The following is a 26,850-nucleotide window of genomic DNA, read 5'->3' as shown; positions in this document are numbered from 1 at the left end:
CCGGCCCGCGGGCCCGGCCCCTCAGAGCAGATCGCGCAGACGGTCCGCCAGCAGGTCCCAGCGCCAGGCCTCGTGCACCCACGCCCGGCCCCGCTCGCCCATCGTGCGGCGCAGGTCCGCGTCCCTGAGCAGCGCCAGGATGCGTTCGGCCGCCAGCTCCGGGGAACCGCCGGGCACCACCCACCCGGTCTCGCCGGGCAGCACCGCGTCGGGGGCCCCGCCCGAGTCGCCCGCCACGACCGGCAGCCCGGTCGCCGACGCCTCCAGGTAGACGATCCCGAGCCCCTCCACGTCCAGGCCGCCCCGCCGGGTCCGGCACGGCATCGCGAAGACGTCGCCCGCGCCGAAGTGCGCGGGCAGCTCCGCCTCCGGCACCGGCCCGGTGAAGCGCACCGCGCCCGCGACGCCCGTCCGCTCCGCGAGCGTCTCCAGCTCGCCGCGGTACGGGCCGCCGCCCACGATCAGCAGCACGGCGTCCGGCTGGTCCCGCAGGATGCGCGGCAGCGCGAGGATCAGGGTGTCCTGGCCCTTGCGCGGCACCAGCCGCGACACGCACACCACCACCGGCCGGTCCGTGAGCCCCAGCCGCGCCCGCACCACCGCGCCGCCCGAACCCGGGTGGAACGTCTTCTCGTTCACCCCCGGCGGCAGGTGCACCATGCGCGCCGCCGCCCGCTCGGTGAGCGCGGAGGCGATCCGCGACCTCGTGTACTCGCCGAGGTACGTGAGCGCGTCGGTGCCCTCGCCGATACGGCGCAGCAGCGCGCGGCTGCCCGGCAGTTGGGCCCAGGCCGCCTCGTGGCCGTGCGTCGTGCCGACGAGGCGGGACGCTCCCGCCTTCCGCAGCGCCGGGGCCATCAGGCCCAGCGGGGCCGCGGCGCCGAACCACACGGACGAGCAGCCGTGCGCCTGCAGCAGCTTGACGGCGGTGCGGGTGACGCGGGGCGTCGGGAGCAGCATCTTGGTGCGGTCCCGCACCACGGGAAAGGGCTGTTCGGCGTCGAACCGGGCGACTTCCGTGCCGTCGCGCCACGTCGAGGCGTAGACGACGACCTTCGCCGGGTCGAGCCGCAGGGCCATGCTGTGCACGAACGACTGGATCCCGCCCTGCCGCGGCGGAAAGTCATTGGTGACGATCAGGGTCTTCTCCATCCCGCCCGACCCTACCTCCGCGGGGGCTTCCGCCTCGGGCTGCCTCTTGCGGTTCGCCGCGCGCTCCTCCGCCGACGGGGGGTGCGCGGGGGAGAGTTCTCGTTCTCAGGGGCGCGGGGAACTGCGCGCTCAGCCCGCACCGGCAGAAGGTCGCGCGGCGAACCGCACCACGCAGCCCGCGGCGTCGAGGTGACCCCCGTCAGGGGGTGGCGCGGGCGAGGGCGATGCGGGACGCGGGCGTGGGGTGCGTACCCCAGAGGAGGTGGAGGAGGCGCGGGGGCGACGGCTCCGCGACGTTCACCGCCGTGAGGCGGCACTGCATGGCGATGAACCCGGCCGCGTCCCCCGTGAGGGCGAGCGCGTGCCGGTCCGCGCGCCGCTCCACCCGGCGGGAGAGCGCGCAGCCGAAGGGCCCGGCGAGGGCGCCGCCGGTCGCGGCGGCGGCCGCGAGGAGCCACGCGGACCGCGGATCGGCGAAGTGCCCGGCACCCGCGGCGGCGAGCAGCGGGGACCAGGTCACGACGAGGGCGAGCAGGCCCACCCCGAGCGCGGCCCCGACCGCGCCGAGCGCGGTGCCGCGGGCGACGTCGCGGTGGACGACGTGGCCGAGTTCGTGGGCCACGACGAGTTCGACCTCGCGCGGCTCCGCCGTGGTCAGGAGCGTGTCGTAGGCGACGATCCGCCGTGTCCGGCCGAAGCCGGAGACGTACGCGTTGAGCGCCGTGGTGCGGCGCGACGCGTCGGCGACGAGCACATCGCGTACGGCGACGCCGTCCCGCGCGGCGAGTGCGAGCAGCGCGTCCCGCAGCGGCCCCGCGGGCATGGGCGTGAAGCGGTTGAAGAGCGGTTCGAAGAGGACGGGCGCCGCCCAGGAGAGCACGGCGGTGACGGCCGCGGCGCCGAGCGCGGCCCATGCCCACCACCAGCGGGTGACGCCCGCGAGCGCGTACACCGCGAAGAGCGCCCCGGCGAGCAGCGGCAGCGAGATGAGCAGGCCGCGCAGCTGGTCCGCGGCCCAGCCGCGCCAGTTCTGGGTGACGAGGCCGAAGCGGGCCCGTACGACGCGGCCGCGGGCGGCGAAGGGCAGGGTGAGGAGCTGGGGCAGCAGGACGAGGGTGACCGCGGCGCCCGCCGTGCGCCCGGCCCAGGAGCCGCCGAACGCGGCGACGAGCCGGGCCCCTGCGGGGGTGAGGCCGAGGGTGAGGAGGAGTGCGAGGTTCGCGGCGCGTCCGGCGAGGGCGACGGGCCACACGCCTTGGCGCAGCGCGCGGGCGCGGGCGACGTGCTCGGGGCTGAAGTCCTCCTCAGCCGGGGTGTCCGGCGGCGGTTCCGGCCGGTTCATCGTGCGTCCCCCTGGTGTCTCGGGCCGCCGGTCGCGGCATCGTCCCGCCGGTCGGGCTGTCCGCCCCGGGCACCCCGGTCTCCCCCGGCGCCGCGGCGCCCGCCCGCGCTCACGTCAGCTCCCGGCGGACGTACGCGCGCCAGCGGGCGGTGAAGGCGGCGAGGCTCAGGTGCAGGTGTGCCTGGAGGACGGTGTCCAGCGGGGTGCCCGTGCCGGCCGCGCGGTAGACGGCGGTGAGCGTCGCCGGGGACCACTGGTCCGCGATGAGCCGGTTGGCGAGCCAGCCGCCCTCGTACGCCTGCGGGAGCGCGGACGCGGTGGGGCGGAAGTCGGCGTTGGCCGGGAGGGCGGCGGGGACGTGGCCGGAGGTGACGTCCTGGGCGAGTTCGGGGGCGATCTGCGGGGCGGTGCGGCCCGTGTCGCGGTAGGCGACCCAGTCGGCGAAGCCTTCGGAGAGCCACAGCGGGGTGTGGGAGGTGGTGGCGAGCCGGGTCGCGACGTGGGTGGTCTCGTGGGTGAGCACGACCTGCCGGCCGAAGGCGGACAGGCGGCCGAAGGCGGCGGGGTTGACGAGCACCCGGTCGGCGGGGGCGGCGGCGCTGCCGCCCAGTTCGCCCGTGGTGACGGCGGCGATGTCGCGGTAGTCGTCGGGGTTCGCGGCGAGCAGCGCGCCGAGCTGGTCGAGGGTCTTCGGGGCCTCGACGACGACGCTGCCGGGCCAGCCCGCCTTCCCCCAGGCCCGCTGCACCTGCGGCACGGCGCGGTCGGCGTCGGCGGCGTAGCGGCGCAGGGTGGCGGTGTCGACGAGCCCCAGCACGAGGCTGTGCGTCCCGCGCACGACCGTGACCTTGCCCTGGTCCCACAGCTGGACGGCGGTGTGCTTGCCCGCCGAGGTCCCGTCGTCGTCGGCGGCCACGTACCAGCGGCCGTCGCGGCGGGTGAACGTCAGGTATTGGGTGGCGACGACCGGCCGGGCGTCGTAGCCGCGCAGCCGGTAGCCCAGCTCGACCTCGGCGGCGGTTCGCGCGGTGCCGGAGGCGTCGGCGGAGGGCGGCAGCGGGAAGGCGCCGGTGCGGACGAGGCGGTAGGACCAGGCGGCGAGCGGGACGTCGGCGATGTCGTCGAACATCCGCTGCTGGGCGGCGCGGTAGCGGGTCGCGCGCGGGTCGACGTCCGCGAGGAAGGCCCGCCGGTCGCGGTGCAGGAGGGCGGTCGCGCGCCGGGTGAGGAGTTGCTGGAGCGCGGGGTCGGTGGTGGCGGCCGGCTGCGCGGACGTGCCCGGGTGTCCGCCGGTGCAGGCGGTCAGCGCGGCGGCCGCGCCCGCCAGGACGCCGATCGCGGAACGTCTCGTGAGCGGCGCGGTCATGGGGCGATCGTACGGGGCCGGGCCCCGCCGCTCGCCCTACGGGCGCACCACGGCCGTGACGGGCATCATCGACACCGGGTCGTAGCGGACCCGGGCGCCGGGGTAGGGGGCGTGGATGACGCGGCCGCCGCCGACGTACATCGCGACGTGGCTGGCGTCGTTGCGGTAGATGACGAGGTCGCCGGGGCGGGCCTGGGAGAGCGGGACGCGGCGGCCGGCGTGCGCCTGCTCCTGGGAGGTGCGCGGGAGGGAGACCCCGGCGCGGGCGTAGGAGTACTGCATCAGGCCCGAGCAGTCGAAGGAGTGCGGGCCGGTCGCGCCCCAGACGTAGGGGGCGCCGAGGACCTGGCGGGCGGCGGCCACGGCGAGGGCGGCGCGGCCGGAGGCGGCGGGCAGGTCGGCGAGGGGCGGCAGCGGCGGGAAGGAGCGGGAGGCGCGGTCGGGGGTGTAGCGGGCCTGCTCGGCGGCGGGGAGGGTGTGCAGGAGCCGCTGGGCCTCGGCGAGGTCGTGCTGGACGGCGGCCTTGCGGCGGGCCAGTTCGGCGGTGGCCTGGGTGAGTTCGGCGACCTTGGCGGCGGCCTGGGCGCGCTGGCTGTCCAGGGCCTGCTGGGCGGAGCGCAGTTCGTCCAGCCGGCCGGCCTGCCGGGCGCCGAGGCGGCTGAGCGTCGCGGCCTGGTCGAGGAAGCCGCGCGGGTCGTCGGACAGGAGCAGCGCCAGGGTGGGGTCGATGGCGCCGCCGCGGTACTGCGCGGCGGCGATCAGGCCGAGGCCGGTGCGGAGTTCGTTGACCTGCTGCTGGCCCTGCGCGGCACGCTGCTGGAGCGTGGCGAGATCGGCGTTCAGCTGCCCGGTGCGCTCGGTGGCGGCGTCGTACGCCTGGGTGGCCGCTTCGGCCTGCTGGTAGAGCCGGTCGAGTCGGGCGGTGGTGCCGGCGGCCGTCGCGGACGGGTCGGCGGCGGCGGTCTGGGCGGCGCCGCCGGTGAGCGCCGCGGTGGCCGCGGCCGCGGCGGTGAGCACGGTGAAGCGGGTGGCGCGGGCGGCGGGGCCCGGCTGCGGTACGCGTCGATGGGATGCCACGGCAGCCGACAGTAGTCATCCGGGCACGTACCGTACAAACACGAGGGACACCCGGGCGAACCGCACATCTGCGCGGGGGTGGTCGCACCGCAGGTCAGCGGGATCACGGGCGGCCAGGGCCGAAAACGGCACCACCCGAACGCCGTAGCGTCCGGGCGGTGGTGCGGGTCAACCCCGACAGGAGGGGGTGACGCTCAGATGCGGACGCCGAACTGGAAGGGCATGTCGCTCATCGCCTCGTAGCGCACGACCGTGCCCGGCTTGGGGGCGTGCAGCACCATGCCGTCGCCGGCGTAGAAGCCGACGTGGTGGTGGTCGCTGTAGAAGATGATGAGGTCGCCGACCTTGAGGTCGGACTTGGAGTAGATGCGCGTTCCGGCGTTGGCCTGCTCGGCCGCGGTGCGCGGGATGGACACCCCGGCCTGGCGGTAGGCCCAGGAGGTGAGGCCGGAGCAGTCGAAGGTGGTGGGGCCGGAGCCGCCGTAGACGTAGGAGGCGCCGCGCTTGCTCTGCGCGAAGGCGTAAGCGCTGGACGCGTACTTGCTGGCGGCCGTGCCGCCGAGCGGGGCGCGGCCGGTGTCGCGGTTGGCGCGGGCCTGGTCGTTGGCTATCTGCTGGCGCTGCGCGCTGGTGAGCCCGTTGAGGATGGACTGCGCCTGCGCGAGCTTGTCCTTGGCCTCGGTCTTGCGCTTGGCCAGCTCGGTCTTGGTGGACTCCAGTTCGGCGAGCTTCGCCGTGGCCTGCGCCCGCTCCTGGTCCAGGGTCCGCTTGGCGTCCTGGAGCTGGGTGAGGGCGCTGCTCTGGATCGAGCTGACCTGGTCCAGCGCGGAGGCCTGGTCGAGGTAGCTGTCCGGGTTGGACGAGAGGAAGAGCTGGAGCGACGGGTCGATTCCGCCGGTCCGGTACTGCGATGCCGCGATCACGCCGAGACTGTCGCGCAGCGTGTTGAGGTGCGCCTGCTGCCGGGCCACCTGGTCCTGAAGGGAACTCGCCTCGGTCTGGAGCGACTTGAGCTTCTCGTTCGCCGCGTCGTACTTCTCGGTGGCCTGCTCCGCCTGCGTGTAGAGCACGTCCACCTGGGCCTTGGCGTCCTTGACCGTGGTGGGCTTGCTCGGCTTGGCGGGGGCGGCGTTGGCAGCCTGGGCGGACAGTGCGACGGCCGCCGCTGCGGTCGCGGTCAGCACGGTCACGCGCGTGCGGCTTGCCGGCTTGGGTCGACGGTGGGACGCCACGAAGGCGAGCTCCTTCTTCCTTCAGCCGCCTACCGGTTGACGACTGGCGGGCGGCCTCCGAGCGCCATCCGGATTGGATGATCGACTGCGCGGAGGTACGAGGCCTGACCTTAGTGACCTTTCCGTGATCGGTTCAAATCCCGGAAGGCAAAATCTCGACCGGTTCAAGTTTTCTTTACATGCTTTCGACACAGCGTGATGACCGATTGACACAGCGTGCGCACTGGTGCGCTAGTGAACGCCCGCACGGGCGTACGAGCAGGGTGAACGGGCCCGCGGAGGTACCGCGTTCGGCCCCGGACGGCCGGAGTCAGACCCGGGCGAGACGGCGCAGCAGCAGCGTCGAGGCGACCGGGCGGGCCCCGGCCTTGGCGACACCGTCGGCGACCTCGCGGTCCGCGGAGACGACGACGATCTGCCGCCCCGGCGGCTCGGCCCGCACCAGCCGCCGGATCAGCTCGTCCGCGGTCTCCCCGGCCTTGCTGAACAGCACCCGCACCCCGCGCGGCGGCGCCAGCAGCACCGGCATGTCCAGGTCCGCGCCGTCGAAGACGCACGTCACCTCGGCGCCGGACTGCGCGGCGAGCGCGGCGAGCCCGCCGAGCAGCCGCAGCCGCTGCTTCTCCAGCGGCAGCGCCGGATAGCCGGTCTTCGTCACGTTGTAGCCGTCGACGACCAGATGCGCCTGCGGCAGCGCCAGCAACTGGTCCAGCAGCGCCGGGTCGTCGGCGGACAGCGCCCGGGTGGCGATGTCCCGCGCGCTGAACGTCCCCGGTGCGACCGCGTCCACGGTGTCCGCGGGCAGCACCCCCATGGTGTCCCGCGGCGGCAGGGCCAGTTCGCGGCGCAGCCCGGAGGCCGCGTCCAGCACGGTGTCGAGCAGCAGCCGCAGCCGGACGTCCTCCACGCTGCGCCCCTCGCGCGCCGCCCGGCGGCCGGCCTCGACCGCCGCCTCGGCCTCCGCGAGCCGGGCGCGCAGCCGGCGGGCCTCGCTGTCGGCGGCCGCCCGCTCCTGCGCGGCCGCCGTACGCAGCTCGTCGACCTCCGCCTGCAGACGCCGCTGCGCGGCCTCCGCGCGCTTGACGTCGCTGAGGGCGCTGCGCAGCTTGCGGTGCAGCGCGTCGCCCTCCTTGCGTACGGACTCCAGCTCGGCCCTCGCCCGCGCGGCCTCGGCCCTGCCGTGCTCGTGCAGCGCCTCGACCTCGGTACGCAGCGCGGCCAGCTCGCGCAGCGCCTCCTCGTCGGCCCGCTCGGCGTCGGCGCGCTGCGCCTCCTCCCCCGCGGTCGCCACCAGCTTCGCCCAGCCCGCCGGGCGCAGCAGATACGCGGCGGCGGCGACGTCCAGCGGGTCGGCGGCGGGCGGCGGGGTGCCGTCCTCCAGCGCCCCCGCGAGTTCGGCCTGCGTCTCGCGCAGCTTGCCCGCCACCCGCTGCCGGAAGGCCGGGTCGTGCTCCAGGGCCGCGGCCAGCGCGGTGCCGGCGTACTTCACCCGGCGGCTGGGCGTGAAGCGGGCGTAGGGGCGCAGCGAGACGGGCAGTTCCTGGTAGGTGAAACCGCCGAAGGCGTCGGCGGCGATGGCCACCACCCGGTGGCGTACGCCCTCGGGAAGCGGCCGGTCGAGCGCGGGCTCGTCGGGGCCGCCGTGCTCGTCGGAGGGCTCGGGCGGGCCGGTCTGCTCCGCAGCGCCGGCACCGGACGGCTCACCGGCCGACGGCCCGGCAGGCTCCGCCGCGGCCCCGTCCGTCCCGGGGCGCGGAAAACCGCCGCTTCCGTCCACCAGTCACTCCCGTCCGAATCTGCCGACCACCCTCGGCGTCCTCCCGGCCCCCTTCGATGACAACGCCTGCTTCTATTGTCCCCGTCCGGACCTCAGCCAGACGCGGAACCGCTCCCGGCGGCACTTTCCGCACTGCTGTTCCCGTCGTCACCGTCCGCGGCCGCGCCGGGGCGGTCGACCAGCTCGATCCGGTCCACCGCGTTGCACCAGCGGCAGCGCACCGACTCCACGGTCTCGGACAGCACCTCGGTCTCCTCGACGGACGGCTCGCCCGCCAGGTCCAGGTGCACGTACTCCACGACCCGCGAGGAGCGGGTGACGTCGAAACGCGTCAGGTTTCCGCACAGCGTGCAGCGCCACCGCGTGGTCGCGGTCGGCAGGGGAACCGGCATGGCTGGTACCTCTTCCTGTCGGGAGCGTGCGTCCCGGTCACCCTACGGCCTTTCGCACAGGCCGCGCTGCGGCGAGGCGGCCTATGTCCGTTACACCCGCTGCGTCATGATCGATCCATGGTCATCCCGGTGTACGACAAGAACCCGGTCCGCCGTACGCCGGTCGTCACGTACGGGCTGATCGCCCTGTGCACCGCCGTCTTCCTGCTCGGCCCGCTGTCCGGCTTCCTCCCTGCCTACGGCACCGGGCACACCCTCGCCTGCCGCCAGGCACTCTGGTTCGACCGCTGGGGCGTGGTCCCCGCCGAGCTGTTCCACACCCGCCCCTCCGCGGCCGCCCTCGGGCTGCCCGCCGGCTGCGGCGGCGCCGACCCGTACCCGCTGTCGCCGTACCTCTCCGTGTTCACGTCGATGTTCCTGCACGGCAGCTGGCTGCATCTGATCGGCAACATGCTCTTCCTCTACGTCTTCGGCGACAACGTCGAGAACCGCATGGGCCGGGTGCGCTTCGCCCTCTTCTACCTCGCCGCCGGCTACCTCGCCACGTACGGCTTCGCCCTCGCCCACACCACCGACACGCAGAGCCTCGTCGGCGCGTCCGGCGCGATCTCCGGCGCCCTCGGGGCGTACCTCTACCTCTATCCCCGGGCCCGGGTCACGAGCCTGTTCCCCTTCCTCTTCTTCGTCCCGCTGCGCTTCCCCGCGTGGGTGGTGCTCGGCTTCTGGTTCGTGCTCCAGTGGTTCGCCGCTCAGTCCGCCGCCGCGGGCCCGGGGGTGGCCTACCTCGCCCACGTGGTGGGCTTCGCCCTCGGCTTCTGCTGGGCGTGGGCCTGCTACCGGCCCCGGTCTAAGCTGAGCGTCATCGCCGGGACGACCCAAGGAGACGCGCAGCCGTGATCACCGCGATCGTGCTCATCAAGACCACCGTGGACAAGATCCCCGAGATCGCCGAGTCGATCGCCGCGCTCGACAACGTCAGCGAGGTCTACTCGGTGACCGGCACGTACGATCTCGTCGCCCTCGTCCGCGTCGGCAAGCACGACGAGCTGGCCGACATCATTCCCGGCCGCATCAGCAAGATCCCCGGCGTCGAGGCCACGGACACGCATGTGGCTTTCCGCACGTACTCCCAGCACGACCTCGAAGCCGCCTTCGCGATCGGCCTCGACGCCTGAGCATGCGGCTACGCCGCCGGGTAACCACCAGGGGCGCGGGGAACTGCGCGCTCAGCCCACCACCGGCCGGTGGTCCGGAGCGGACCGAACTGCCCCTTCGGGCCGGTTGACTACCCGCGCCCCGGTGGGGGCTTGCCGCGCAGTTCCCCGCGCCCCTGAAAAACGCGCACCGCCCTCCGCAGAGGGCAGCTCTCCCGGATCAAGCCCCCGGGGCGACCGGCACGCAGCGGCCGGACTCCGTGGCGTAGGTCCAGGCCGCCCCCTCGCGGACGAGGGTGGTGAGGGCCGCCACGAACCGGGTGACGTCCTCCCGCGGTGTGCCCGCGCCGAAGCTCACCCGCATCGCGTTGCCGTTGAACCCCGCCCCCGGGTCGGGGGATCCGCACGCGCCCAGGTCCTCCGTGTCGGTGCCGAGGAGGCGGCGGACGAGGGGGTGGGCGCAGAAGAGCCCGTCCCGTACCCCGATGCCGTACTCCGCGGAGAGCGCAGCCGCGAGGTGCGAGCTGTTCCAGCCACGGACGACGAAGCTGAGCACGCCGACCCGGGCGGAGTCCTCGCCGAAGAGCGACAGCACCCGGACCTCGGGGATCGCGGCGAGCCCGTCCCGCAGTTCCTTCAGCAGGTGCTGCTCGCGCGCTTCGAGCCGGTCGAAGCCCGCTTCGGTGAGGGCGCGGCAGGCGGAGGCGATCGCGTAGGCGCCGATGACGTTGGGCGATCCGGCCTCGTGCCGGGCGACGGTGGTGTGCCACTCGGTCTCGACCGTCCCGTCGGCCCGGCGGACGACGGTACGGGTCGCGCCGCCGCCCGCGAGGTAGGGCTCGGCCTCGCGCAGCCAGTCGGCGCGGCCGGCGAGGACGCCGGAGCCGAAGGGCGCGTAGAGCTTGTGGCCGGAGAAGGCGACCCAGTCGACGTCCAGCGCGGTGATGTCCACGGCCTGGTGCGGTACGAGCTGCGCGGCGTCCAGCACGATGCGGGCGCCGTGCCGGTGCGCGGCGGCGGCCAGTTCACGGACCGGCCACAGTTCGCCGGTCACGTTGGAGGCACCGGTGACGCACACCAGCTTGGGGCCCTTGGGCGCGCCGTGCAGGGCGACGTCGAGGGCGGCCACGGCCTCCTCGGGGGTGTGCGGGGCGGCGAGGCAGACGACCTCGGCGCCGTCCGCGCGCTGCCACGGCAGCAGGGCGGCGTGGTGCTCGGTCTCGAAGACGAAGACCCGGGTCCCCGTGGGCAGCGCGGCGGCCAGCAGGTTGAGCGAGTCGGTGGTGGAGCGGGTGAAGACGACCTGGTCGCCGGGGCGGCAGCCGAGGAACTCGGCGACCGTGGCGCGGCTCTGCTCGAAGAGGTCGGTCGAGAGCTGGGAGAGGTAGCCCGCGCCGCGGTGCACGCTGCCGTAGTAGGGGGCGTAGGCGGCCACGTCGTCCCACACCCGCTGGAGGGCCGGGGCGCTGGCGGCGTAGTCGAGGGCCGCGTAGGTGACGTCGGTGCCGGTGACGAGCGGGACGGTGACGTCCCGGCCGAGCACGGGCAGCGGCTCGGGACAGGCGGGGTCGGCGGAACCGGTGGCTTCGGTGGCGGCGGCGGACACGGTGGGCGCGGTCATGGCGGTCTCCTGGCACGAGAGCAGCGGACGGCGGCGCGCCTCGGCGGCAGGCGGCGGGCCTGCGCGGGCGAGCGGCGTCGAACGGCGTGGAATGGGCAGCGGACGAGGTGGTACCGGTGCACTGGACGGCACCGCGGGTAGGCGGGACCGGGGCCGAAAGGCCCTATCGCATTCGCTTGCGCATGAGAGAACTCCCCTGTCCGGCTTGCTGCGAGCCCTGCTGCTCACAGCCTGGTCATCACCCGGGGCACCCCGCCTCGGACGGAGGGTTGCCGGACAGCGAGCCGGGGCCTTTGCGCTGTCACTCGTGACCTGAGAGGGATTCTGCCACAGCCCCGCACACGCGCAAGGCGCCGTCCGCAGTACGGACAGCGCCTTGCCGGGGCGGTGGCGTCGGGGTCAGGCGTTGCTGGCCGCCGCCCAGCGTTCCAGCACCGCGGCGGCCGACCCGGAGTCCAGCGACTGGGCGGCCCGTTCGACACCGGCGGCGAGCTGCTCCTCCAGCGTCCCGTTGCCGGGTTCCAGAGCGACGAGCGCGGCCGCGGAGTTGAGCAGCACCGCGTCGCGGACCGGGCCGGTCTCACCGGCCAGGACACGGCGGGCGACGTCCGCGTTCTGCGCCGGGGAGCCACCGCGCAGCGCCTCGACGGGCACCAGGCCGATGCCGATGTCGCGCGGGTCGAAGGACTGCTGGGTGACCTTGCCGTCGCGGACCCACCACACCTGGGAGGTGTCGGTGGTCGTGAGTTCGTCCAGTCCATCGTCGCCGCGGAAGACCAGCGCGGACGAGCCGCGCTCGGCCAGCACCCCGGCCATGATGGGCGCGACGCGGGCGTTGGCGACGCCGGTCGCCTGGGCCCGTACCCGGGCGGGGTTGGTGAGCGGGCCGAGGAAGTTGAAGGTCGTCGCGACCCCCAGCTCGCCGCGCGCGGTGCCCACGTGCCGCAGGGCGGGGTGGAACTTGACGGCGAAGCAGAAGGTGATGCCCGCCTCCTCCGCGACCTCCACGACCCGGTCCGGCGGCAGGTCCAGGTTCACCCCGAGGTGGCTCAGCACGTCGCTGGCCCCGCTCGCCGAGGAGGCGGCCCGGTTGCCGTGCTTGACGACCTTGGCACCGGTGCCGGCGACCGTTATGGCGGACATGGTGGAGATGTTGACCGTCTTGGCCCGGTCGCCGCCGGTGCCGACGATGTCGACGGTGGGGCCGGGCACCTCAATGGTGCGGGCGTGCGCGTACATCGCCCGGACCATGCCGGTGACCTCCTCGACCGTCTCCCCCTTGGCGCGCAGCGCGACCGCGAAGCCGGCGATCTGCACGTCGGTGGCGCTGCCGGTCATGATCTGGTCCATGGCCCACGCGGTGTCCTCGGCGTCGAGGTCCCGCCGCTCGATCAGCGCGGTCAGCACGTCGGGCCAGGACCGGTGCGTCCCGGTGCCGCCGCCTGCCGGGTTCACAACGCTCATGGTCCACGCTCCTGCGCTTTGCGGAGGGCCCTCGCCCTCCCCCGCCGCACACCTTATCGGGACACGAAAACCGGGTGGGCCCCGGAAGGGGCCCACCCGGCGGGTGGATCAGCGGGCGTACGGGTCAGTGGTGACCGTGGCCGCTCGTGATCTCGTCGTACTCCTCGACCGTCGGCTTCGGGATCTGGCTGTGCTCGCCGTAGTAGCCGCGCGACAGCTTGGCCCGGAGCTTGGTGACGGGGCTGGTCTTGCGCTCGACACCGTTCTCGTCGACCGCGGGACCGATCTCCAGCGGCTGCGGCTGCTCGTGCGCGGTGAGCACGTGCAGCTGCTCCTGCGGGAGCGGCTCGTGGACCTCGATGAACTCACCGTGCGGGAGCCGCTTGATGATGCCGGTCTCGCGACCGTGCAGCACCTTCTCGCGGTCCCGGCGCTGGAGGCCGAGGCAGATCCGCTTGGTGACCCAGAAGGCGATCACCGGCAGGACGAAGAAGCCGATCCGCACGGCCCAGGTGATCGTCTCGATCGACAGGTGGAAGTGCGTCGCCCACAGGTCGTTGCCGCCACCGATGAGCAGGGTGAAGTACAGCGTCAGCCAGGCGACACCCAGTCCGGTGCGCACCGGGCGGTTGCGCGGGCGGTCCAGCAGGTGGTGCTCGCGCTTGTCACCGGTGATCCAGGACTCGATGAACGGGTACACGCCGATGGCCACCAGGACCAGCGGGAAGATTATCAACGGGATGAACACACCCAGGACGAGCGTGTGACCCCATGCGTTGATCTCCCAGCCGGGCATCACGCGGATCAGGCCTTCGGGGAAGCCCATGTACCAGTCGGGTTGGGCGCCCGTGGAGACTTGGTCCGGCCGGTACGGGCCGATGGCCCAGATCGGGTTGACCGTCGCGATGGCCGCGAGGGCCGCGATGACACCGAAGACCAGGAAGAAGAAGCCGCCCGCCTTGGCCGTGTAGATCGGCAGCAGCGGCATGCCGACGACGTTCTTCTCGGTCTTGCCCGCACCCGGGAACTGCGTGTGCTTGTGGTACACGACGAGGATCATGTGCGCGGTCACGAGGGCCGCCATGATGCCGGGGAACAGCAGGATGTGCACCGAGTAGAAGATCGGCACGAAGTTGTGGCCGGGGAACTCGCCGCCGAAGATGAACATCGACAGGTACGTTCCGATGACCGGCGTGGACAGGATCGCGCCGTCGACGAATCGGACACCGGTGCCGGACAGCAGGTCGTCGGGCAGCGAGTAGCCGGTGAAGCCCTCGAAGCAGCCGATGAACAGCAGCGTCCAGCCGAAGAGCCAGTTCAGCTCACGCGGCTTGCGGAACGCACCCGTGAAGAAGATGCGCATCATGTGCACGAGCATGCCCGCGAGGAAGATCAGAGCCGCCCAGTGGTGGATCTGACGGATCAGCAGACCGCCGCGCACCTCGAAGCTGATGTGCATGGTGGAGGCGTAGGCCTCCGACATCCGCTGGCCCTGGAGCGGGGCGTACGGACCGTGGTAGATCGTCTCGGCCATGCTGGGGTGGAAGAACAGCGTCAGATACACACCCGTGAGGATGAGGATGATGAAGCTGTAGAGGCAGATCTCACCCAGCATGAACGACCAGTGGTCGGGGAAGATCTTCCGGAGATTGGCCTTGCCGACCTTGTAGAGCCCCAGTCGCGCGTCCGTCCACTCCGCGACTTTCTGGCCCGCAGGCTTCGGACCTCGGCGAGTGTTCGTCGAGGCGGTCTCAGTCGATGTACTCATCCGCGCTCCCAGAAGGCCGGACCGACGGGAACCTCGAAGTCGCCCATGGCGACCAGATTACCCTCACCATTGACGCTGATACGCAGCTGGGGCAGCCGGTGCCCGGCCGGACCGAAGAGCACGCGCGCACCGTCCGACAGGTCGAACGTCGACTGGTGGCACGGGCACAGCACATGGTGCGTCTGCTGCTCGTAGAGGCTGACGGGGCAGCCGACGTGCGTGCAGATCTTCGAGAAGGCGACGATCCCCTCGTGGGACCAGTCGAGTTCCTTCTTGTCCTTGATGTCCTCGGGCTTGATCCGGACGACCATCAGGGCGGCCTTGGCGAGCTGCTCCTGGTAGTCCTCGTCGTCCTCGCTGAGACCCTCGGGGTTGGCGAAGGTGAGCGAGCCGACGGCGATGTCCTCGGGGCGCAGCGGCTTGTTGGTGTTCGGGTTGATCAGCGCCTTGCCCTTGGCCCACGCGGTGTGGCGGAGCTTGTCCTCCGGCAGCGGACCGAGGTCGCGCAGGATCACCACGGCCGACAGCGGGACGAGCGTGAGCGCGCCGAGCATGGTGTTGCGCACCAGCTTGCGGCGGCCGAAGCCGCTCTCCTGCACGCCCTGCTTCCACTGCTCTTCCATCGTGGCGCGCAGCTCTTCGTCGGCGCCCGCGGAGTGCCGCTCGTCGGCCATCTCCTCGTCCGACATCAGGGTGCGGGCCCAGTGGACCGCGCCCGCGCCGAGTCCCAGCAGCGCGACGGCGAGCGTCAGGCCGAGGGAGAAGTTCAGCGCGCTGACGTGGCCGAACGGGAAGATGTAGACGTACTTGCCCACGGGGAAGATCACGAAGCTCGCGATGAAGGCGATGGTGCCGATCATCGAGAGGGTGAACAGCCCGGCGACGACACGCTCGGAGTGCTTCGCCGCCTTCTCGTCGATGTCCTGGCGGCGGTACTCGTGCTCGGGGTGACCGGGGTCGCCGAACGGGTCGCGGTGGACCTCCGTCTCGGCACCGTGGTCGCCGCCGGTGGCCGGCAGGTGCTCGTGTGGCTCTGACACGTCGTTGGATCCGGTTTCGCTCATGACTTCTTGGCCTTAGTCGTCCGGGCCGCGATCCAGGCGGCGATGGCGATCAGCGTGCCGAGGCCGAAGACGTAGGCGAACAGACCCTCGGGCACGGGGCCGAAGCCGCCGAGCGTGAAGCCGCCCGGGTTCTTGGACTGTGCGGTGTCGACCTCGTTCAGGTACGCGATGATGTCCTGCTTCTGCTGCTGCGGCATCGTCGTGTCCGGGAAGGACGGCATGTTCTGCGGGCCGGTCTGCATGGCCTCGTAGATGTGCTTGGGCTCGACGCCCTTCAGCGTGGGGGCGTACTTGCCGTCGGTGAGGGCGCCGCCCTTGCCGACGAAGTTGTGGCACTGCGCGCAGTTGGTGCGGAACAGCTCGCCGCCCTTGGCGACGTCACCGCCGGCCGGGTCGTACTGGTCGGCCGTCGGGGCCACCGGACCGGGGCCGAGCGAGGCGATGTACGCGGCCAGCTGGTCGATTTCCTTCTGGCTGTACTGCTTCTTCTTCTTCTGGACCTGCGGGCCGGGCTGCTGCGCGGGCATCCGGCCACTGCCGACCTGGAAGTCCACCGCCGCCGAGCCGACGCCGACCAGGCTCGGGCCGTCGGAGCTGCCCTGGCCGTGGGCGCCGTGGCAGCTCGCGCAGCCCACCGAGAACAGCTTCTGTCCCTCGGTGATCGCGATGGACTGGGAAGAGTCGTCGGCCTGCGCCTTGGGTGCCGGAGAGAGCGCGGCGTACAGCCCCCCGGTGGCCGCTAGCGCGAAGAGTAGGACGACGAGCGCCGCCAGCGGGTGGCGCCGTCGTGCGGAGAGCTTTTTCACGGATTACCCCGGTGTCAGGATCTCTTGTCTCGATGCTTCGGGTGGTTGTGCCTGTCCGGCACCGTGCTGTGGTACGCGACCGACTACTTGATCAGGTAGATCGTGGCGAAGAGGCCGATCCAGACGACATCGACGAAGTGCCAGTAGTAGGAGACGACGATCGCAGCGGTGGCCTGCTGGTGCGTGAAGCGCTTGGCCGCGTACGTACGGCCCAGCACCATCAGGAAGGCGATCAGACCACCCGTCACGTGCAGCCCGTGGAAGCCGGTGGTCAGGTAGAACACCGAGCCGTACGGGTCCGAGCTGAGGGAGATCCCGTCCTTCTTGACCAGGTTCGTGTACTCGAAGATCTGCCCGCCGATGAACACCGCGCCCATGACGAACGTCACGATGAACCAGGAGCGCAGCTTCTTCACGTCACCGCGCTCGGCGGCGAACACGCCCATCTGGCAGGTGAAGGAGGAGAGCACCAGGATCGTGGTGTTCGTCGCGGAGAACGGCACGTTCAACGCATGCGCGTGTTCCTTCCAGAAGTCGGCACCCGTGACCGACCGAAGGGTGAAGTACATCGCGAAGAGGGCCGCGAAGAACATCAGCTCGGAACTCAGCCAGATGATGGTCCCGACGCTGGTGAGGTTCGGCCGGTTGACCGACGGGTGCGCGTGCCCGGTTTCTACTGCTGTTGCTGTCGCCACGTCCGTCATTATGTCGGTCGCTTATCTGGCGCTCACTCCGGGGGTCCCCTTCGGTGTGTCAAGGTCCTTCGCGCGACCGTGTCCAGCGGTGTTGAGGTCACCCGGACGGGCGACGGCCGGACGTGCCGACGGATCCGGGGGTGCTCCGGCCCCTCCACGGACGGCCCCGGCGGGAGTAGCATCGGCAAGCACTTGAGAAAGCGTTCACGAGCTTCGAGGAGCCAGGATGCAGGCGACCGCCACGGTGCTGGTCTACAGCGACGACGCCAACACCCGGGAGCAGGTCCGGCTCGCCGTCGGCCGCCGGCCCGCAGCGGACCTGCCGCCGGTGGAGTTCGTGGAGTGCGCGACGCTGCCCGCGGTCCTGACCGAGCTGGGCAACGGCGGTGTCGACGCCTGCATCCTGGACGGGGAGACGGCTCCGGCGGGCGGGATGGGTGTGTGCCGCCAGATCAAGGACGAGATCTTCCGCTGCCCGCCGGTCCTGGTGCTCATCGGGCGCCCGCAGGACGCCTGGCTGGCCACCTGGAGCCGCGCGGACGCGGCCGTGACGCACCCGGTGGACCCGGTGGCGCTCAACGACACGCTCGCCGTGCTGCTGCGCCGCAGCATCCACGGGGCGGACGGTCCCTCCAAGGCCGTCGCGGCCCGCTAGCGGCCGCTCAGGCCGTCTCGGGGCGCAGCCGGGCCGGGTTCGACAGCAGTGACGCCGGGCCACCGCCCGTGGACGACGAGCCCTGCTGCGCGCTCGGGGCGGTGGCCTTGCCCAGGGCGCTGCCCTGGAGCCACTTCGGCTCGTCGAGGTTCCAGTCGCCGAAGCCGTTGTCGAACGGCGTCATCATGGGGCCCTGGCTGTTGACGACCTGGACGATGTCGCCGGGGCGCACGTGGTCGAAGAACCAGTGCGCGTTCTCGGTGCTCATGCCCGTGCAGCCGTGGCTGACGTTGGCGGAGCCCTGCGAGCCCTCGGACCAGGGGGCCGCGTGCACGTATTCACCGCTCCACGTCACCCGGGTGGCCCAGTAGACGGGCAGGTCGTAGGAGTCGGAGCTGCCCGCGGCGATGCCGACGGTGGAGCTCTTCATCTGGACGAAGCTCTCCTTGGCGAGCACCACCTTGATGCCGTTGCGGGTGTCGAAGCCGGGCTTGCCGGTCGTGACGGGCAGGGTGCGGACGACCTTGCCGTCGTCCTTGAAGGTCATCTGGTCGGTCGCGGCGTCCGTGATCGCCTCGATGCGGTCGCCGGTCTGCAGGGTGAGCGGCTTGTCGGCGCCGCCGAAGAGCTTGTCCTGGACCTTGACCCCGCCCAGCGTGCTGCTGGCCGTGATGCGCGCGTGCGCGGGCCAGTACGTGGTCGGGCGGTAGTGCAGGGTGCGGTCGTCCACCCAGTACCAGGAGCCGGCGGACGCGGCGGGGCTGCTGCTCACCTGGAGGTGCGCCTCCACGACGGCACGCGCCGCCGGGGACTTGACCGGGACGCTCAGCGCCGCGGTGATGGGCTGCCCGACGCCGTACGTGCCCGCGTCGGGGCCGAAGGTGACGTGCAGGCCGGCGTCCGCCGGGGTGGTGTCGAAGGTCAGCGTCTTGCGGCCGGGGTGCCCGTCGGAGTCCTCGGTGCTCACCCGGACCGTGTAGTGGGCGCCTGCGGCCAGCGCGGTCGTGGACTGCCAGCTGAGGCCGTCCTCGCTGAGCTTGCCCGCCACGTAGCGGCCGGCGCCGTCGGTGGCCGTGACGTCGGTGATGCGGCTGCCGTCGTCCTTGACGGTGACCTTGAGCGGCTTGCTGGGGTCGGCCTTGCCGCCGTCCGCGATGGAGTACGCGACCTTGGCCGCGGACTCGTGGGGCGGGGCCGCCAGCGGGTTGCCGTCGCCGCTGCATGCGGTGAGCCCCACCGCGAGGGGAGCCGCGAGCAGGGCGCAGCTCAGCGCTATCCGGTGTCGTGAGTTGTGGCTCATGGGCTCAACGTAAGAACGCCGCACCGGTTCCGCACGGCGGAAGGGTGCAAAAGGGGCGGGCCGCGGCACCTGGTGGGGTGCCGCGGCCCGCCCGGGGCAGCGGTGCGGTCAGGCCGCGGTCACTGCGTGCGGTCGGCGCCGCGGTAGTACTCGAACACCCAGCCGAAGACACCCAGGAGGATGACCGGCATCGAGAAGAACAGCAGCCACCAGCCGAAGATGATGCCCATGAAGGCCAGGGCGCCACCGCTGGCCAGCATCAGCGGCTGCCAGCTGTGCGGGCTGAAGAAGCCCAGTTCGCCGGCGTCGTCGGCGATGTCCGCCTCTTCGCGGTCCATGGCCCCGGTGTCCGCCCGGTTGGCCGTGAAGCCGAGGTAGAAGGCGATCATCGTGGACAGACCGAACGCCAGGAACAGCGCGGTGGTACCGGCGGGCTCCTTCGACCAGAGGCCGTAGACCACGGCTGCCGCCAGTATGAAGGCAGCGAACCCGGCGAACATCCAGGCCTGAATCTTCACTGGTCCGCCCCCTTGCTGTCAGTGCCGGAGATCGCCGTGCCGCCCGCGGTGTGGCCCGCGAGAGCGTCGATCGCCGCGATCTCCGGGTGGTGCAGGTCGAACGCCGGGGATTCGGAGCGGATACGCGGCAGCGAGGTGAAGTTGTGCCGCGGCGGCGGGCAGGACGTCGCCCATTCGAGCGAACGGCCGTAGCCCCACGGGTCGTCGACCTCGACCTTCTTGCCGTACTTCGCCGTCTTCCACACGTTGTAGAGGAACGGCAGTATCGACAGACCGAGCAGGAACGAGCTGATCGTCGACACCGTGTTCAGCGTGGTGAAGCCGTCGGCCGCCAGGTAGTCGGCGTAGCGGCGGGGCATGCCCTCGACGCCGAGCCAGTGCTGCACCAGGAAGGTGCCGTGGAAGCCGAAGAAGAGCGTCCAGAAGGTGATCTTGCCGAGCCGCTCGTCGAGCATCTTGCCGGTCATCTTCGGCCACCAGAAGTGGAAGCCGGCGAACATCGCGAAGACGACGGTGCCGAACACCACGTAGTGGAAGTGCGCCACCACGAAGTACGAGTCGGACACGTGGAAGTCCAGCGGCGGCGCGGCCAGGATGACACCGGTCAGACCACCGAAGGCGAAGGTGATCAGGAAGCCGATCGCCCACAGCATCGGTGTCTCGAAACTCAGTGAGCCCTTCCACATGGTGCCGATCCAGTTGAAGAACTTCACACCGGTCGGTACCGCGATCAGGAAGGTCATGAAGGAGAAGAACGGCAGCAGCACACCGCCGGTCACGTACATGTGGTGCGCCCACACCGTCACGGAAAGGCCCGCGATGGAGATGGTCGCGGCCACCAGGCCGATGTAACCGAACATCGGCTTGCGCGCGAAGACCGGGATGACCTCGGAAATGATGCCGAAGAACGGCAAGGCGATGATGTACACCTCTGGGTGTCCGAAGAACCAGAAGAGGTGTTGCCAGAGCAATGCCCCGCCGTTAGCGGCATCGAAGACATGCGCCCCGAATTTCCGGTCGGCCTCCAGGGCGAGCAGCGCTGCGGCCAGCACGGGGAAGGCGAGCAGGACCAGGACGGCGGTCAGCAGCACGTTCCACACGAAGATCGGCATGCGGAACATCGTCATGCCCGGTGCGCGCATGCAGATGATCGTGGTGATGAAGTTGACCGCGCCGAGGATGGTGCCGAAGCCGGAGAAGGCCAGACCCATGATCCACATGTCGGCGCCGACACCCGGCGAGTTGACCGCGCTGGACAGCGGCGAGTAGGCGAACCAGCCGAAGTCCGCCGCGCCCTGCGGGGTCAGGAAGCCGCCGACCGCGATGAGCGAGCCGAACAGGTACAGCCAGTAGGCGAACATGTTCAGCCGCGGGAACGCGACGTCGGGGGCGCCGATCTGGAGCGGCATGATCCAGTTCGTGAAGCCCGCGAACAGCGGCGTCGCGAACATCAGCAGCATCACGGTGCCGTGCATCGTGAAGGCCTGGTTGAACTGCTCGTTCGACATGAACTGGTTGCCGGGGCGGGCCAGCTCCGCACGCATCAGCAGCGCCATCACGCCGCCGATGAGGAAGAACGCGAACGACGTGACCAGGTACAGGGTGCCGATGGTCTTGTGGTCGGTGGTGGTCAGCCACTTCACGGCCACGGAGCCGGGGCTCTTGACACGGGCCGGGATCTCGTCCTCGTACGAGTCGTCGGCCGGAGCCGCCCCGTGGGGTTCGTTGAGAATGCTCATGTGGTCTTGGGCTCCGAGTTCTTCGCGTTGCCCGTCGTGGCGATTCCGGACGGGAGATACCCCGTCTTGCCCGCCTTGGCGAGGTCCTTCAGGTGCTGCTGGTACTGCTCGGGCGTCACGACCTTCACGTTGAACAGCATCCGCGAGTGGTCGACGCCGCACAGTTCGGCGCACTTGCCCATGAAGGTGCCCAGCTTGTTCGGGGTCACCTCGAAGACGTTGGTGTGGCCGGGGATGACGTCCTGCTTCATCAGGAAGGGCACGATCCAGAAGGAGTGGATGACGTCCCGCGAGGTCAGCACGAAGCGGACGGTCTGGCCCTCGGCCAGCCACAGGGTCGGGCCCGGGTTACCGGTGTCGGGGTCCACGCTCGCCGGGGTGCCGACGTCGTAGACGCCCTCGGCGCCCTTCGGGAAGAGCAGCTTGTTCGCCGGGATGTTGGACAGCTCGGACGGGACCGTGGCACCGGTCGCCGGATTCCCGTCGACGTTCTCCACGTAGTTGAAGCCCCAGCTCCACTGGAAGCCCACCACGTTGACCACGTGGTCCGGCTTCTTCGACGTCGCGAGGAGCTTGTTCTCGTCGCGCGCGGTGAAGTAGAAGAGCACCGCGATCACGACGATCGGGACGATCGTGTAGAGCGCCTCGATCGGCAGGTTGTAGCGGGTCTGCGGAGGGACCTCGACCTTGGTGCGGCTTCGCCGGTGGAAGATCACGCTCCACAGGATCAGACCCCAGACCAGGGCGCCGGTCGCCAGCGCCGCGGCCCAGGAGCCCTGCCACAGGGCGAGGATCCGCGGAGCCTGTTCGGTGGCCGGACTCGGCATGCCGAGACGGGGATAGTCCTTGTAGGAGCAACCGGTGGCCATAGCAAGGACCAGGCCCGCAGCCAGCGCCTGCGGGAGCCTCCGCCGCAACCCGCGCCGTGACGTGGAGGAACCTCCCACGCCCTTGGGGCCGTGGGGGAGGTCGGAGCCGTTGGGACTCACGTAGCGCCTTCCCGAGAGTCTCGCCCGCTCGTCCGGGTGTTCCGGCCGTGTGCTGGTCGGTCGGCCCGAGCTGCAGGCATTGAGGTGTGGATGTTTATGCGGACCAAACCCTACTGGACGCTATTTGGGGTCGCGCGGGGAGGGGGTCCAACGCGCCGGGGCGCACCCCGAAGGGATGGAATCCCGCGCTCAGGGCGTCTTTCTGACGCCCACTGACCGCCCGCCGGGCCGCCCCGGCCGTCACCGCCCCGGCGGTACGCGGCCCCACCGCGGACGACGGTACGCGCCCGGCCCGGCGGTAGCGTGCGGGGATGCCCTACTTCGACACGGCCTCCGCCGCCCCGCTGCACCCCGTCGCACGTGAGGCCCTGCTCGCCGCGCTCGACGAGGGGTGGGCCGACCCGGCGCGGCTCTACCGGGAGGGGCGGCGGGCCCGGCTGCTGCTGGACGCCGCCCGGGAGACCGCCGCCGAGGCCGTCGGCTGCCGCCCGGACGAGCTGGTCTTCACTCCTTCGGGGACGGTGGCGCTGCACTCCGCGGTTGCCGGGGCGACGGCGGGGCGGCGCAGGACCGGGCGCCACGTCGTGGTCTCCGCCGTCGAGCACTCCGCCGTACTGCACGCCGCCGAGGCGTACGACACCACCGCGGTCGGCGTCGACCGCACCGGACGGATCTCCCCCGCCGACCTCGCCGCGGCGCTGCGCCCCGACACCGCGCTGGCCTGCGTCCAGTCCGCCAACCACGAGGTGGGCACGCGCCAGCCGGTCGGTGAGATCGCCGAGCTGTGCCGGGCCGCGGGGGTGCCGCTGCTCGTGGACGCGGCCCAGTCCCTGGCCTGGGGCCCGGTGGAGGACGGCTGGTCCCTGCTCGCGGCCAGCGCGCACAAGTGGGGCGGGCCGCCCGGGGTGGGCCTGCTCGCCGTCCGCAAGGGCACCCGGTTCGCGCCCGCGCACCCGGCCGACGAGCGCGAGGCGGGGCGCTCCCCCGGCTTCCCGAACCTCCCGGCGGTCGTCGCCGCCGCCGCGTCCCTGCGGGCCGTCCGCGCGCAGGCCGCGCAGGAGGCCGCGCGGCTCTCCGCGCTGGTCGACCTCGTCCGCACCCGGGTGCCCGCACTCGTCCCCGACACCGAGGTCGTCGGCCACCCCACGGAACGGCTGCCGCACCTGGTGACCTTCTCCTGCCTCTACGTCGACGGCGAGGCGCTGCTCGGCGCCCTCGACCGCGAGGGCTTCTCCGTCTCCTCCGGCTCCTCCTGCACCTCCAGCACGCTCACCCCGAGCCATGTCCTCAAGGCGATGGGCGTGCTGTCCGAGGGCAACATCCGCGTCTCGCTGCCGCCGGGCACCCCGCGCCCGGAGGTCGAGCGCTTCCTCGACGTGCTGCCGTCGGTGGTCGCCGAGGTCCGCGCCCACCTCGGGGCACCGGGGGCGGACGCCGCCCCGGCCCCCGGGCCCGCCCCGGCGGAACTCGTCGTGGACGCGCTGGGCAAGCGGTGCCCGATCCCGGTGATCGAGCTGGCCAAGGTCATCGACCAGGTCCCGGTCGGGGGGACGGTCACCGTCCTCTCCGACGACGAGGCCGCGGCGCTCGACATCCCGGCGTGGTGCGCGATGCGCTCCCAGGACTACCTGGGTCCGCAACCCGCTCCGCGGGGCGCCGCATATGTCGTCCGCCGCCGCACGTGAGCGTGCTGCTGCGCAGGGCGGTGAGCGTTTTCCAGGTCACGGCTGCGCCGTGGGGCGAGCGTTTTCAGGGGCGGGGGAACTGCGCTCCCCCAGAGCTTCGCCTGGGAGGTGCCCCCAGCCCCCACCGGGGCGCGGGCAGTCGACCGGCCCGAAGGGGCAGTTCGGTCCGCTCCGGACCACCGGTCGGTGGAGGGCTGAGCGCGCAGTTCCCCGCGCCCCTGAAAAAACGGGTGCTGCCCGCCGCAGCCGTGCCCGAGAAACGGGTGCCCCGCGGCGCAGCCGCGAGCCCCCCGCAGAGGGAAGCTCAGCTCAGGTGAGCGCGGACTTCCTCGGCGGCGGCGTCGCCGTACGCCTTGGTGAAGCGCTCCATGAAGTGCGTGCGCCGCAACTCGTACTCCTGCGTCCCCAGCGTCTCGATGACCAGAGTCGCCAGCATGCAACCCACCTGCGCCGCGCGCTCCAGACCGACGCCCCAGGCGAGGCCGGAGAGGAAGCCGGCGCGGAAGCCGTCGCCGACGCCCGTGGGATCGACCTTCGCCTGCTCCTCCGCGCAGCCGACCACGATCGGCTCCTCGCCCTTGCGGTCGATGCGCACACCGCGCGCGCCGAGCGTGGTGACGCGGACGCCGACCCGGCCGAGGATGTCCTCCTCGGTCCAGCCGGTCTTGGTCTCGATGAGGCCCTTTTCGTACTCATTGTTGAAGAGGTACGCGGCGCCGTCGACGAGGACGCGGATGTCGTCACCGTTCATCCGGGCGATCTGCTGGGAGAAGTCCGCGGCGAAGGGGATGCCGCGGGAGCGGCACTCCTCGGTGTGGCGGATCATCGCCTCGGGGTCGTCCGCGCCGACGGAGACGAGGTCGAGGCCGCCGACGCGGTCGGCGACGTGCTGCAGCTCGATGAGCCGGGCCTCGCTCATGGCGCCGGTGTAGAAGGAGCCGATCTGGTTGTGGTCGGCGTCGGTGGTGCAGATGAAGCGGGCGGTGTGCAGCACCTCGGAGATGCGGACGGACGCGGTGTCGACGCCGTGCCGCTGGAGCCAGGCCCGGTATTCGCCGAAGTCGTTGCCCGCGGCGCCGACCAGGATGGGCTGGGTGCCGAGCAGGCCCATGCCGTAGCAGATGTTCGCGCCGACCCCGCCGCGGCGCACGTCCAGCGAGTCGACCAGGAAGGACAGCGAGACGGTGTGCAGCTGGTCGGCGACCAGTTGGTCGGAGAAGCGGCCGGGGAAGGTCATCAGATGGTCGGTGGCGATGGATCCGGTGACGGCGATGCGCACGGCGGCGGGCTCCTGGTGACGGGGGAATGGGACCGGGGGGGTTGCGTGGGTCCGGGCAGTCCTCCACGCTACCGGCAATCCGCCGCGCGGCCCGGACATCCGCGCTTTGCCCCGGGTTGCGGACGCGGCGTCCGACGACCCGGAGAAACTACCCGATAGTAGGGCTTTCTCCCCCGGTCCGGCCGTGCCAGTGTCGAGGGTATGAGCGCTACGTCGCACGGCACGGCCACCCCGTCCCCGATCGCCCCCGCCCCGCTCGCCGAGCCCGACTCGATGGAGGAGCTGATCGGCGACTGCCGGAGGATGGCCGCGCACTGGCACACCACCGCCCCCGCCGCCCCGGTCGAACGGACCGCGGGCCCGCACGGCATCACCGTCCCGCCCGCGTCCGCCCACGTGGTGGCGGGTATGGCGGAGTACGGGGACTGAACCCCCCTCCCGCGGCGCGGAACCGGCGCGCGGGCCGCCGCGTCCCATCGGCACCTGAACGGTGACGGAGCGGAGGGGTGCGCGCGATGAAGGACGAGGACGAGCGGGCGGGCGTCGACGACCGGCCGAGTGACCGGGCGGACCGCAGGCGCCGGCTGATGATCGGTGCGGCCGTGGCCGCGGCGCTGGCGTTCGTGACGGGCACGGCGTTCCTGGGGATCGTCGGGGACCCCGAGGGCGGCACGCACCCGGTCACAGCGAAACACCTCGAACCGACCGTGGCCCGCAGCGGTGCCCCGCTCCCCGCGGACTCCGGCTCCTACCGGCTCACCGGCGCGCTGCCCGACGACGTTCCCGGTCCCACACCCCTGTACCGCCCCGCGGCCGCCGGACCCGACCGCGCCGCGGTCACCCGGCTCGCGTCCGCGCTGGGTCTGACCGGGCCCGTCGTCGACGACGGCGGCTTCTGGCGGGTCGGCGCACCGGACGGTACGGGCCCGGCGCTGCTGGTCAGCAGGGAGGCGTCCGGCACCTGGTCGTACGCCCGCAACGGGCAGGGCGTACCGGGGCAGCGCACCATCGCGCCGCCCGCACAGCCGAAGGTGCCGCCGCCCGCGAAGGACGGCGGCCCGGACACGTACCGCGCCACGCCCGTGGGACCCGGCGGCGTCGTCCCGGCGGACGGCGGCGAACCCGTCGGCGAACAGCGGGCGAGGGCGGTGGCCGCGCCGGTCCTCGGCGTTCTCGGGCTGTCCGGCGCGGAGGTGGACGCCGCGCGCACGGCCGGTACGTCCCGCACGGTGACGGTGAACCCGGTGGTCGGCGGGCTGCCCACGAGCGGCTGGGAGACCTCGGTCGTCGTCACCGGGGACGGTGTGATCGGCAGCGCGCACGGGCATCTGGCGCAGCTCACGGCGGGCGAGCGGAAGAGCGTCGTGGGCGCCCGGCGGGCGTTCGAGGAGCTGCCGGGGCGGCAGCTCATGCATCCCGGCGGCACGGGGTGCCGCGGCGGGGCGATGACGGACGCGGGTGTCACGTCCACGGTGTGCGCCACCGCGCCGGGTACGCGGGGCGTGCCGGTGGACGTCAGCGAGGCCCGCTTCGGGCTCTCCCCGCAGTTCCTCCCCGGCGGGGGCCAGGCCCTCGTCCCGTCCTGGCTCTTCACCGCCGAGCCCGAGGGCTCCGCCACCCCGTACGTCCTCCCCCAGTCGGCGCTGAGCTAGCGCCTGCGCCGTGGGGCACGCCGAAGGGGCGCGGGAGCCGCGCACTCAGCCCACCACCGGCCGGTGGTGCGGCTAGTGCGGGGGGTCCCCGCAGACGGTGGTCGCCCCGCCCCGGTACCTCGC

24 protein-coding genes and 1 riboswitch are annotated in these 26,850 nt (G+C 72.2%); of the genes, 6 read left to right on the top strand and 18 right to left on the bottom strand.

Annotated elements, in window-relative coordinates; genetic code table 11:
* Positions 1-21 precede the first annotated feature (21 nt).
* The 7 genes from ACH4PY_RS32175 to ACH4PY_RS32145 form a co-directional block, all read right to left on the bottom strand.
* Entirely contained in the window at positions 22-1,152 is a 1,131-nt protein-coding gene (locus ACH4PY_RS32175; RefSeq protein ID WP_398191124.1) for a glycosyltransferase family 4 protein, read from the bottom strand.
* A 199-nt stretch (positions 1,153-1,351) separates the two neighbouring features.
* Complete coding sequence (locus ACH4PY_RS32170) at positions 1,352-2,494, bottom strand: M48 family metalloprotease (RefSeq protein ID WP_398191121.1); 1,143 nt, start codon at positions 2,492-2,494, stop codon at positions 1,352-1,354.
* A 109-nt stretch (positions 2,495-2,603) separates the two neighbouring features.
* Positions 2,604-3,860 carry a hypothetical protein gene (locus ACH4PY_RS32165; protein ID WP_398191118.1) on the bottom strand — a complete coding sequence of 419 codons (1,257 nt, stop codon included), beginning with the start codon at positions 3,858-3,860 and terminating at the stop codon, positions 2,604-2,606.
* A gap of 36 nt (positions 3,861-3,896) precedes the next feature.
* Positions 3,897-4,937, bottom strand: coding sequence for an NlpC/P60 family protein (locus tag ACH4PY_RS32160; protein WP_398191115.1), 1,041 nt, complete (start codon positions 4,935-4,937; stop codon positions 3,897-3,899).
* Positions 4,938-5,131: 194 nt separating this feature from the next.
* Positions 5,132-6,169: an NlpC/P60 family protein gene (locus tag ACH4PY_RS32155; protein WP_398191112.1), complete on the bottom strand. Its 1,038-nt coding sequence runs from the start codon at positions 6,167-6,169 to the stop codon at positions 5,132-5,134.
* A gap of 310 nt (positions 6,170-6,479) precedes the next feature.
* Complete coding sequence (locus ACH4PY_RS32150) at positions 6,480-7,946, bottom strand: NYN domain-containing protein (protein ID WP_398191109.1); 1,467 nt, start codon at positions 7,944-7,946, stop codon at positions 6,480-6,482.
* A 92-nt stretch (positions 7,947-8,038) separates the two neighbouring features.
* Positions 8,039-8,338: a hypothetical protein gene (locus tag ACH4PY_RS32145; protein WP_398191106.1), complete on the bottom strand. Its 300-nt coding sequence runs from the start codon at positions 8,336-8,338 to the stop codon at positions 8,039-8,041.
* Between the two features lie 117 nt (positions 8,339-8,455).
* Here ACH4PY_RS32145 and ACH4PY_RS32140 point away from each other — a divergent pair, with 117 nt between their 5' ends.
* Together ACH4PY_RS32140 and ACH4PY_RS32135 are read left to right on the top strand one after the other, a co-directional pair.
* Positions 8,456-9,235 carry a rhomboid family intramembrane serine protease gene (locus ACH4PY_RS32140; protein WP_398191102.1) on the top strand — a complete coding sequence of 260 codons (780 nt, stop codon included), beginning with the start codon at positions 8,456-8,458 and terminating at the stop codon, positions 9,233-9,235.
* Entirely contained in the window at positions 9,232-9,513 is a 282-nt protein-coding gene (locus ACH4PY_RS32135) for an Lrp/AsnC family transcriptional regulator (protein ID WP_398191099.1), read from the top strand. The genes ACH4PY_RS32140 and ACH4PY_RS32135 overlap by 4 nt, the downstream gene beginning before the upstream one ends.
* A gap of 199 nt (positions 9,514-9,712) precedes the next feature.
* Here the strand turns inward: ACH4PY_RS32135 and ACH4PY_RS32130 are convergent, their stop codons facing one another.
* The 6 genes from ACH4PY_RS32130 to ACH4PY_RS32105 form a co-directional block, all read right to left on the bottom strand.
* Entirely contained in the window at positions 9,713-11,113 is a 1,401-nt protein-coding gene (locus ACH4PY_RS32130; RefSeq protein ID WP_398191096.1) for an aminotransferase class V-fold PLP-dependent enzyme, read from the bottom strand.
* 196 nt (positions 11,114-11,309) lie between these two features.
* Positions 11,310-11,426: riboswitch (SAM riboswitch) on the bottom strand.
* Positions 11,427-11,512: 86 nt separating this feature from the next.
* The gene (gene trpD / locus ACH4PY_RS32125; RefSeq protein WP_398191094.1) at positions 11,513-12,577 is read right to left on the bottom strand and encodes an anthranilate phosphoribosyltransferase; all 1,065 of its coding nucleotides are present in this window, start codon (positions 12,575-12,577) and stop codon (positions 11,513-11,515) included.
* A gap of 124 nt (positions 12,578-12,701) precedes the next feature.
* Positions 12,702-14,345, bottom strand: a complete 1,644-nt coding sequence (locus tag ACH4PY_RS32120) for a cytochrome bc complex cytochrome b subunit (protein WP_398191090.1) — start codon at positions 14,343-14,345, stop codon at positions 12,702-12,704.
* On the bottom strand, positions 14,342-15,409 hold the full coding sequence (locus ACH4PY_RS32115) for a Rieske 2Fe-2S domain-containing protein (RefSeq protein ID WP_398191087.1): 1,068 nt from the start codon (positions 15,407-15,409) through the stop codon (positions 14,342-14,344). Before ACH4PY_RS32115 ends, ACH4PY_RS32120 begins: the two co-directional genes overlap by 4 nt.
* A complete protein-coding gene (locus ACH4PY_RS32110) occupies positions 15,406-16,215 on the bottom strand; it encodes a c-type cytochrome (RefSeq protein ID WP_398191084.1) in 810 nt (269 codons plus the stop codon). The genes ACH4PY_RS32115 and ACH4PY_RS32110 overlap by 4 nt, the downstream gene beginning before the upstream one ends.
* 83 nt (positions 16,216-16,298) lie before the next feature.
* Positions 16,299-16,919 carry a heme-copper oxidase subunit III gene (locus ACH4PY_RS32105; RefSeq protein ID WP_398191081.1) on the bottom strand — a complete coding sequence of 207 codons (621 nt, stop codon included), beginning with the start codon at positions 16,917-16,919 and terminating at the stop codon, positions 16,299-16,301.
* Positions 16,920-17,136: 217 nt separating this feature from the next.
* Between ACH4PY_RS32105 and ACH4PY_RS32100 the strand changes: the two genes are divergently transcribed.
* A complete protein-coding gene (locus ACH4PY_RS32100) occupies positions 17,137-17,565 on the top strand; it encodes a hypothetical protein (protein ID WP_398191078.1) in 429 nt (142 codons plus the stop codon).
* 7 nt (positions 17,566-17,572) lie between these two features.
* On the opposite strand, the gene ACH4PY_RS32095 is transcribed toward ACH4PY_RS32100, so the two are convergent.
* The 4 genes from ACH4PY_RS32095 to ACH4PY_RS32080 form a co-directional block, all read right to left on the bottom strand.
* Positions 17,573-18,865 (bottom strand): Ig-like domain-containing protein, encoded by a 1,293-nt coding sequence (locus tag ACH4PY_RS32095; RefSeq protein ID WP_398191076.1) that lies wholly within the window; start codon positions 18,863-18,865, stop codon positions 17,573-17,575.
* Positions 18,866-18,984: 119 nt separating this feature from the next.
* Positions 18,985-19,383 (bottom strand): cytochrome c oxidase subunit 4, encoded by a 399-nt coding sequence (locus tag ACH4PY_RS32090; protein ID WP_398191073.1) that lies wholly within the window; start codon positions 19,381-19,383, stop codon positions 18,985-18,987.
* The gene (ctaD, locus tag ACH4PY_RS32085; protein WP_398191070.1) at positions 19,380-21,122 is read right to left on the bottom strand and encodes a cytochrome c oxidase subunit I; all 1,743 of its coding nucleotides are present in this window, start codon (positions 21,120-21,122) and stop codon (positions 19,380-19,382) included. The genes ACH4PY_RS32090 and ctaD overlap by 4 nt, the downstream gene beginning before the upstream one ends.
* Positions 21,119-22,111, bottom strand: coding sequence for a cytochrome c oxidase subunit II (locus ACH4PY_RS32080; RefSeq protein WP_398191067.1), 993 nt, complete (start codon positions 22,109-22,111; stop codon positions 21,119-21,121). The genes ctaD and ACH4PY_RS32080 overlap by 4 nt, the downstream gene beginning before the upstream one ends.
* 311 nt (positions 22,112-22,422) lie before the next feature.
* On the opposite strand from ACH4PY_RS32080, the gene ACH4PY_RS32075 reads away from it, so the two are divergent.
* On the top strand, positions 22,423-23,796 hold the full coding sequence (locus tag ACH4PY_RS32075; RefSeq protein ID WP_398191064.1) for a cysteine desulfurase/sulfurtransferase TusA family protein: 1,374 nt from the start codon (positions 22,423-22,425) through the stop codon (positions 23,794-23,796).
* 304 nt (positions 23,797-24,100) lie between these two features.
* Here the strand turns inward: ACH4PY_RS32075 and ACH4PY_RS32070 are convergent, their stop codons facing one another.
* Complete coding sequence (locus ACH4PY_RS32070; protein WP_398191061.1) at positions 24,101-25,075, bottom strand: carbohydrate kinase family protein; 975 nt, start codon at positions 25,073-25,075, stop codon at positions 24,101-24,103.
* 201 nt (positions 25,076-25,276) lie between these two features.
* Here ACH4PY_RS32070 and ACH4PY_RS32065 point away from each other — a divergent pair, with 201 nt between their 5' ends.
* Both ACH4PY_RS32065 and ACH4PY_RS32060 read left to right on the top strand, forming a co-directional pair.
* On the top strand, positions 25,277-25,504 hold the full coding sequence (locus ACH4PY_RS32065) for a hypothetical protein (protein ID WP_398191059.1): 228 nt from the start codon (positions 25,277-25,279) through the stop codon (positions 25,502-25,504).
* Between the two features lie 77 nt (positions 25,505-25,581).
* The gene (locus tag ACH4PY_RS32060) at positions 25,582-26,727 is read left to right on the top strand and encodes a hypothetical protein (RefSeq protein WP_398191056.1); all 1,146 of its coding nucleotides are present in this window, start codon (positions 25,582-25,584) and stop codon (positions 26,725-26,727) included.
* Positions 26,728-26,850 lie beyond the last annotated feature (123 nt).

The sequence above is a fragment of the Streptomyces sp. NPDC021224 genome, assembly GCF_044332905.1.
Lineage (GTDB): Bacteria > Actinomycetota > Actinomycetes > Streptomycetales > Streptomycetaceae > Actinacidiphila.
Note: the sequence above shows the minus strand (reverse complement) of the source record. Positions and strands in the feature narration are given on the sequence as shown.

What these genes read in the sequence shown, in the direction of transcription:
- ACH4PY_RS32130 (WP_398191096.1), bottom strand. Translation starts at nt 11,113, where the DNA reads ATGACCGCGCCCACCGTGTCCGCCGCCGCCACCGAAGCCACCGGTTCC.
- ACH4PY_RS32065 (WP_398191059.1), top strand. Translation starts at nt 25,277, where the DNA reads ATGAGCGCTACGTCGCACGGCACGGCCACCCCGTCCCCGATCGCCCCC.
- ACH4PY_RS32175 (WP_398191124.1), bottom strand. Translation starts at nt 1,152, where the DNA reads ATGGAGAAGACCCTGATCGTCACCAATGACTTTCCGCCGCGGCAGGGC.
- ACH4PY_RS32100 (WP_398191078.1), top strand. Translation starts at nt 17,137, where the DNA reads ATGCAGGCGACCGCCACGGTGCTGGTCTACAGCGACGACGCCAACACC.
- ACH4PY_RS32170 (WP_398191121.1), bottom strand. Translation starts at nt 2,494, where the DNA reads ATGAACCGGCCGGAACCGCCGCCGGACACCCCGGCTGAGGAGGACTTC.
- ACH4PY_RS32095 (WP_398191076.1), bottom strand. Translation starts at nt 18,865, where the DNA reads ATGAGCCACAACTCACGACACCGGATAGCGCTGAGCTGCGCCCTGCTC.
- ACH4PY_RS32075 (WP_398191064.1), top strand. Translation starts at nt 22,423, where the DNA reads ATGCCCTACTTCGACACGGCCTCCGCCGCCCCGCTGCACCCCGTCGCA.
- ACH4PY_RS32115 (WP_398191087.1), bottom strand. Translation starts at nt 15,409, where the DNA reads ATGAGCGAAACCGGATCCAACGACGTGTCAGAGCCACACGAGCACCTG.
- trpD (WP_398191094.1), bottom strand. Translation starts at nt 12,577, where the DNA reads ATGAGCGTTGTGAACCCGGCAGGCGGCGGCACCGGGACGCACCGGTCC.
- ACH4PY_RS32120 (WP_398191090.1), bottom strand. Translation starts at nt 14,345, where the DNA reads ATGAGTACATCGACTGAGACCGCCTCGACGAACACTCGCCGAGGTCCG.
- ACH4PY_RS32140 (WP_398191102.1), top strand. Translation starts at nt 8,456, where the DNA reads ATGGTCATCCCGGTGTACGACAAGAACCCGGTCCGCCGTACGCCGGTC.
- ACH4PY_RS32165 (WP_398191118.1), bottom strand. Translation starts at nt 3,860, where the DNA reads ATGACCGCGCCGCTCACGAGACGTTCCGCGATCGGCGTCCTGGCGGGC.
- ACH4PY_RS32105 (WP_398191081.1), bottom strand. Translation starts at nt 16,919, where the DNA reads ATGACGGACGTGGCGACAGCAACAGCAGTAGAAACCGGGCACGCGCAC.
- ctaD (WP_398191070.1), bottom strand. Translation starts at nt 21,122, where the DNA reads ATGAGCATTCTCAACGAACCCCACGGGGCGGCTCCGGCCGACGACTCG.
- ACH4PY_RS32145 (WP_398191106.1), bottom strand. Translation starts at nt 8,338, where the DNA reads ATGCCGGTTCCCCTGCCGACCGCGACCACGCGGTGGCGCTGCACGCTG.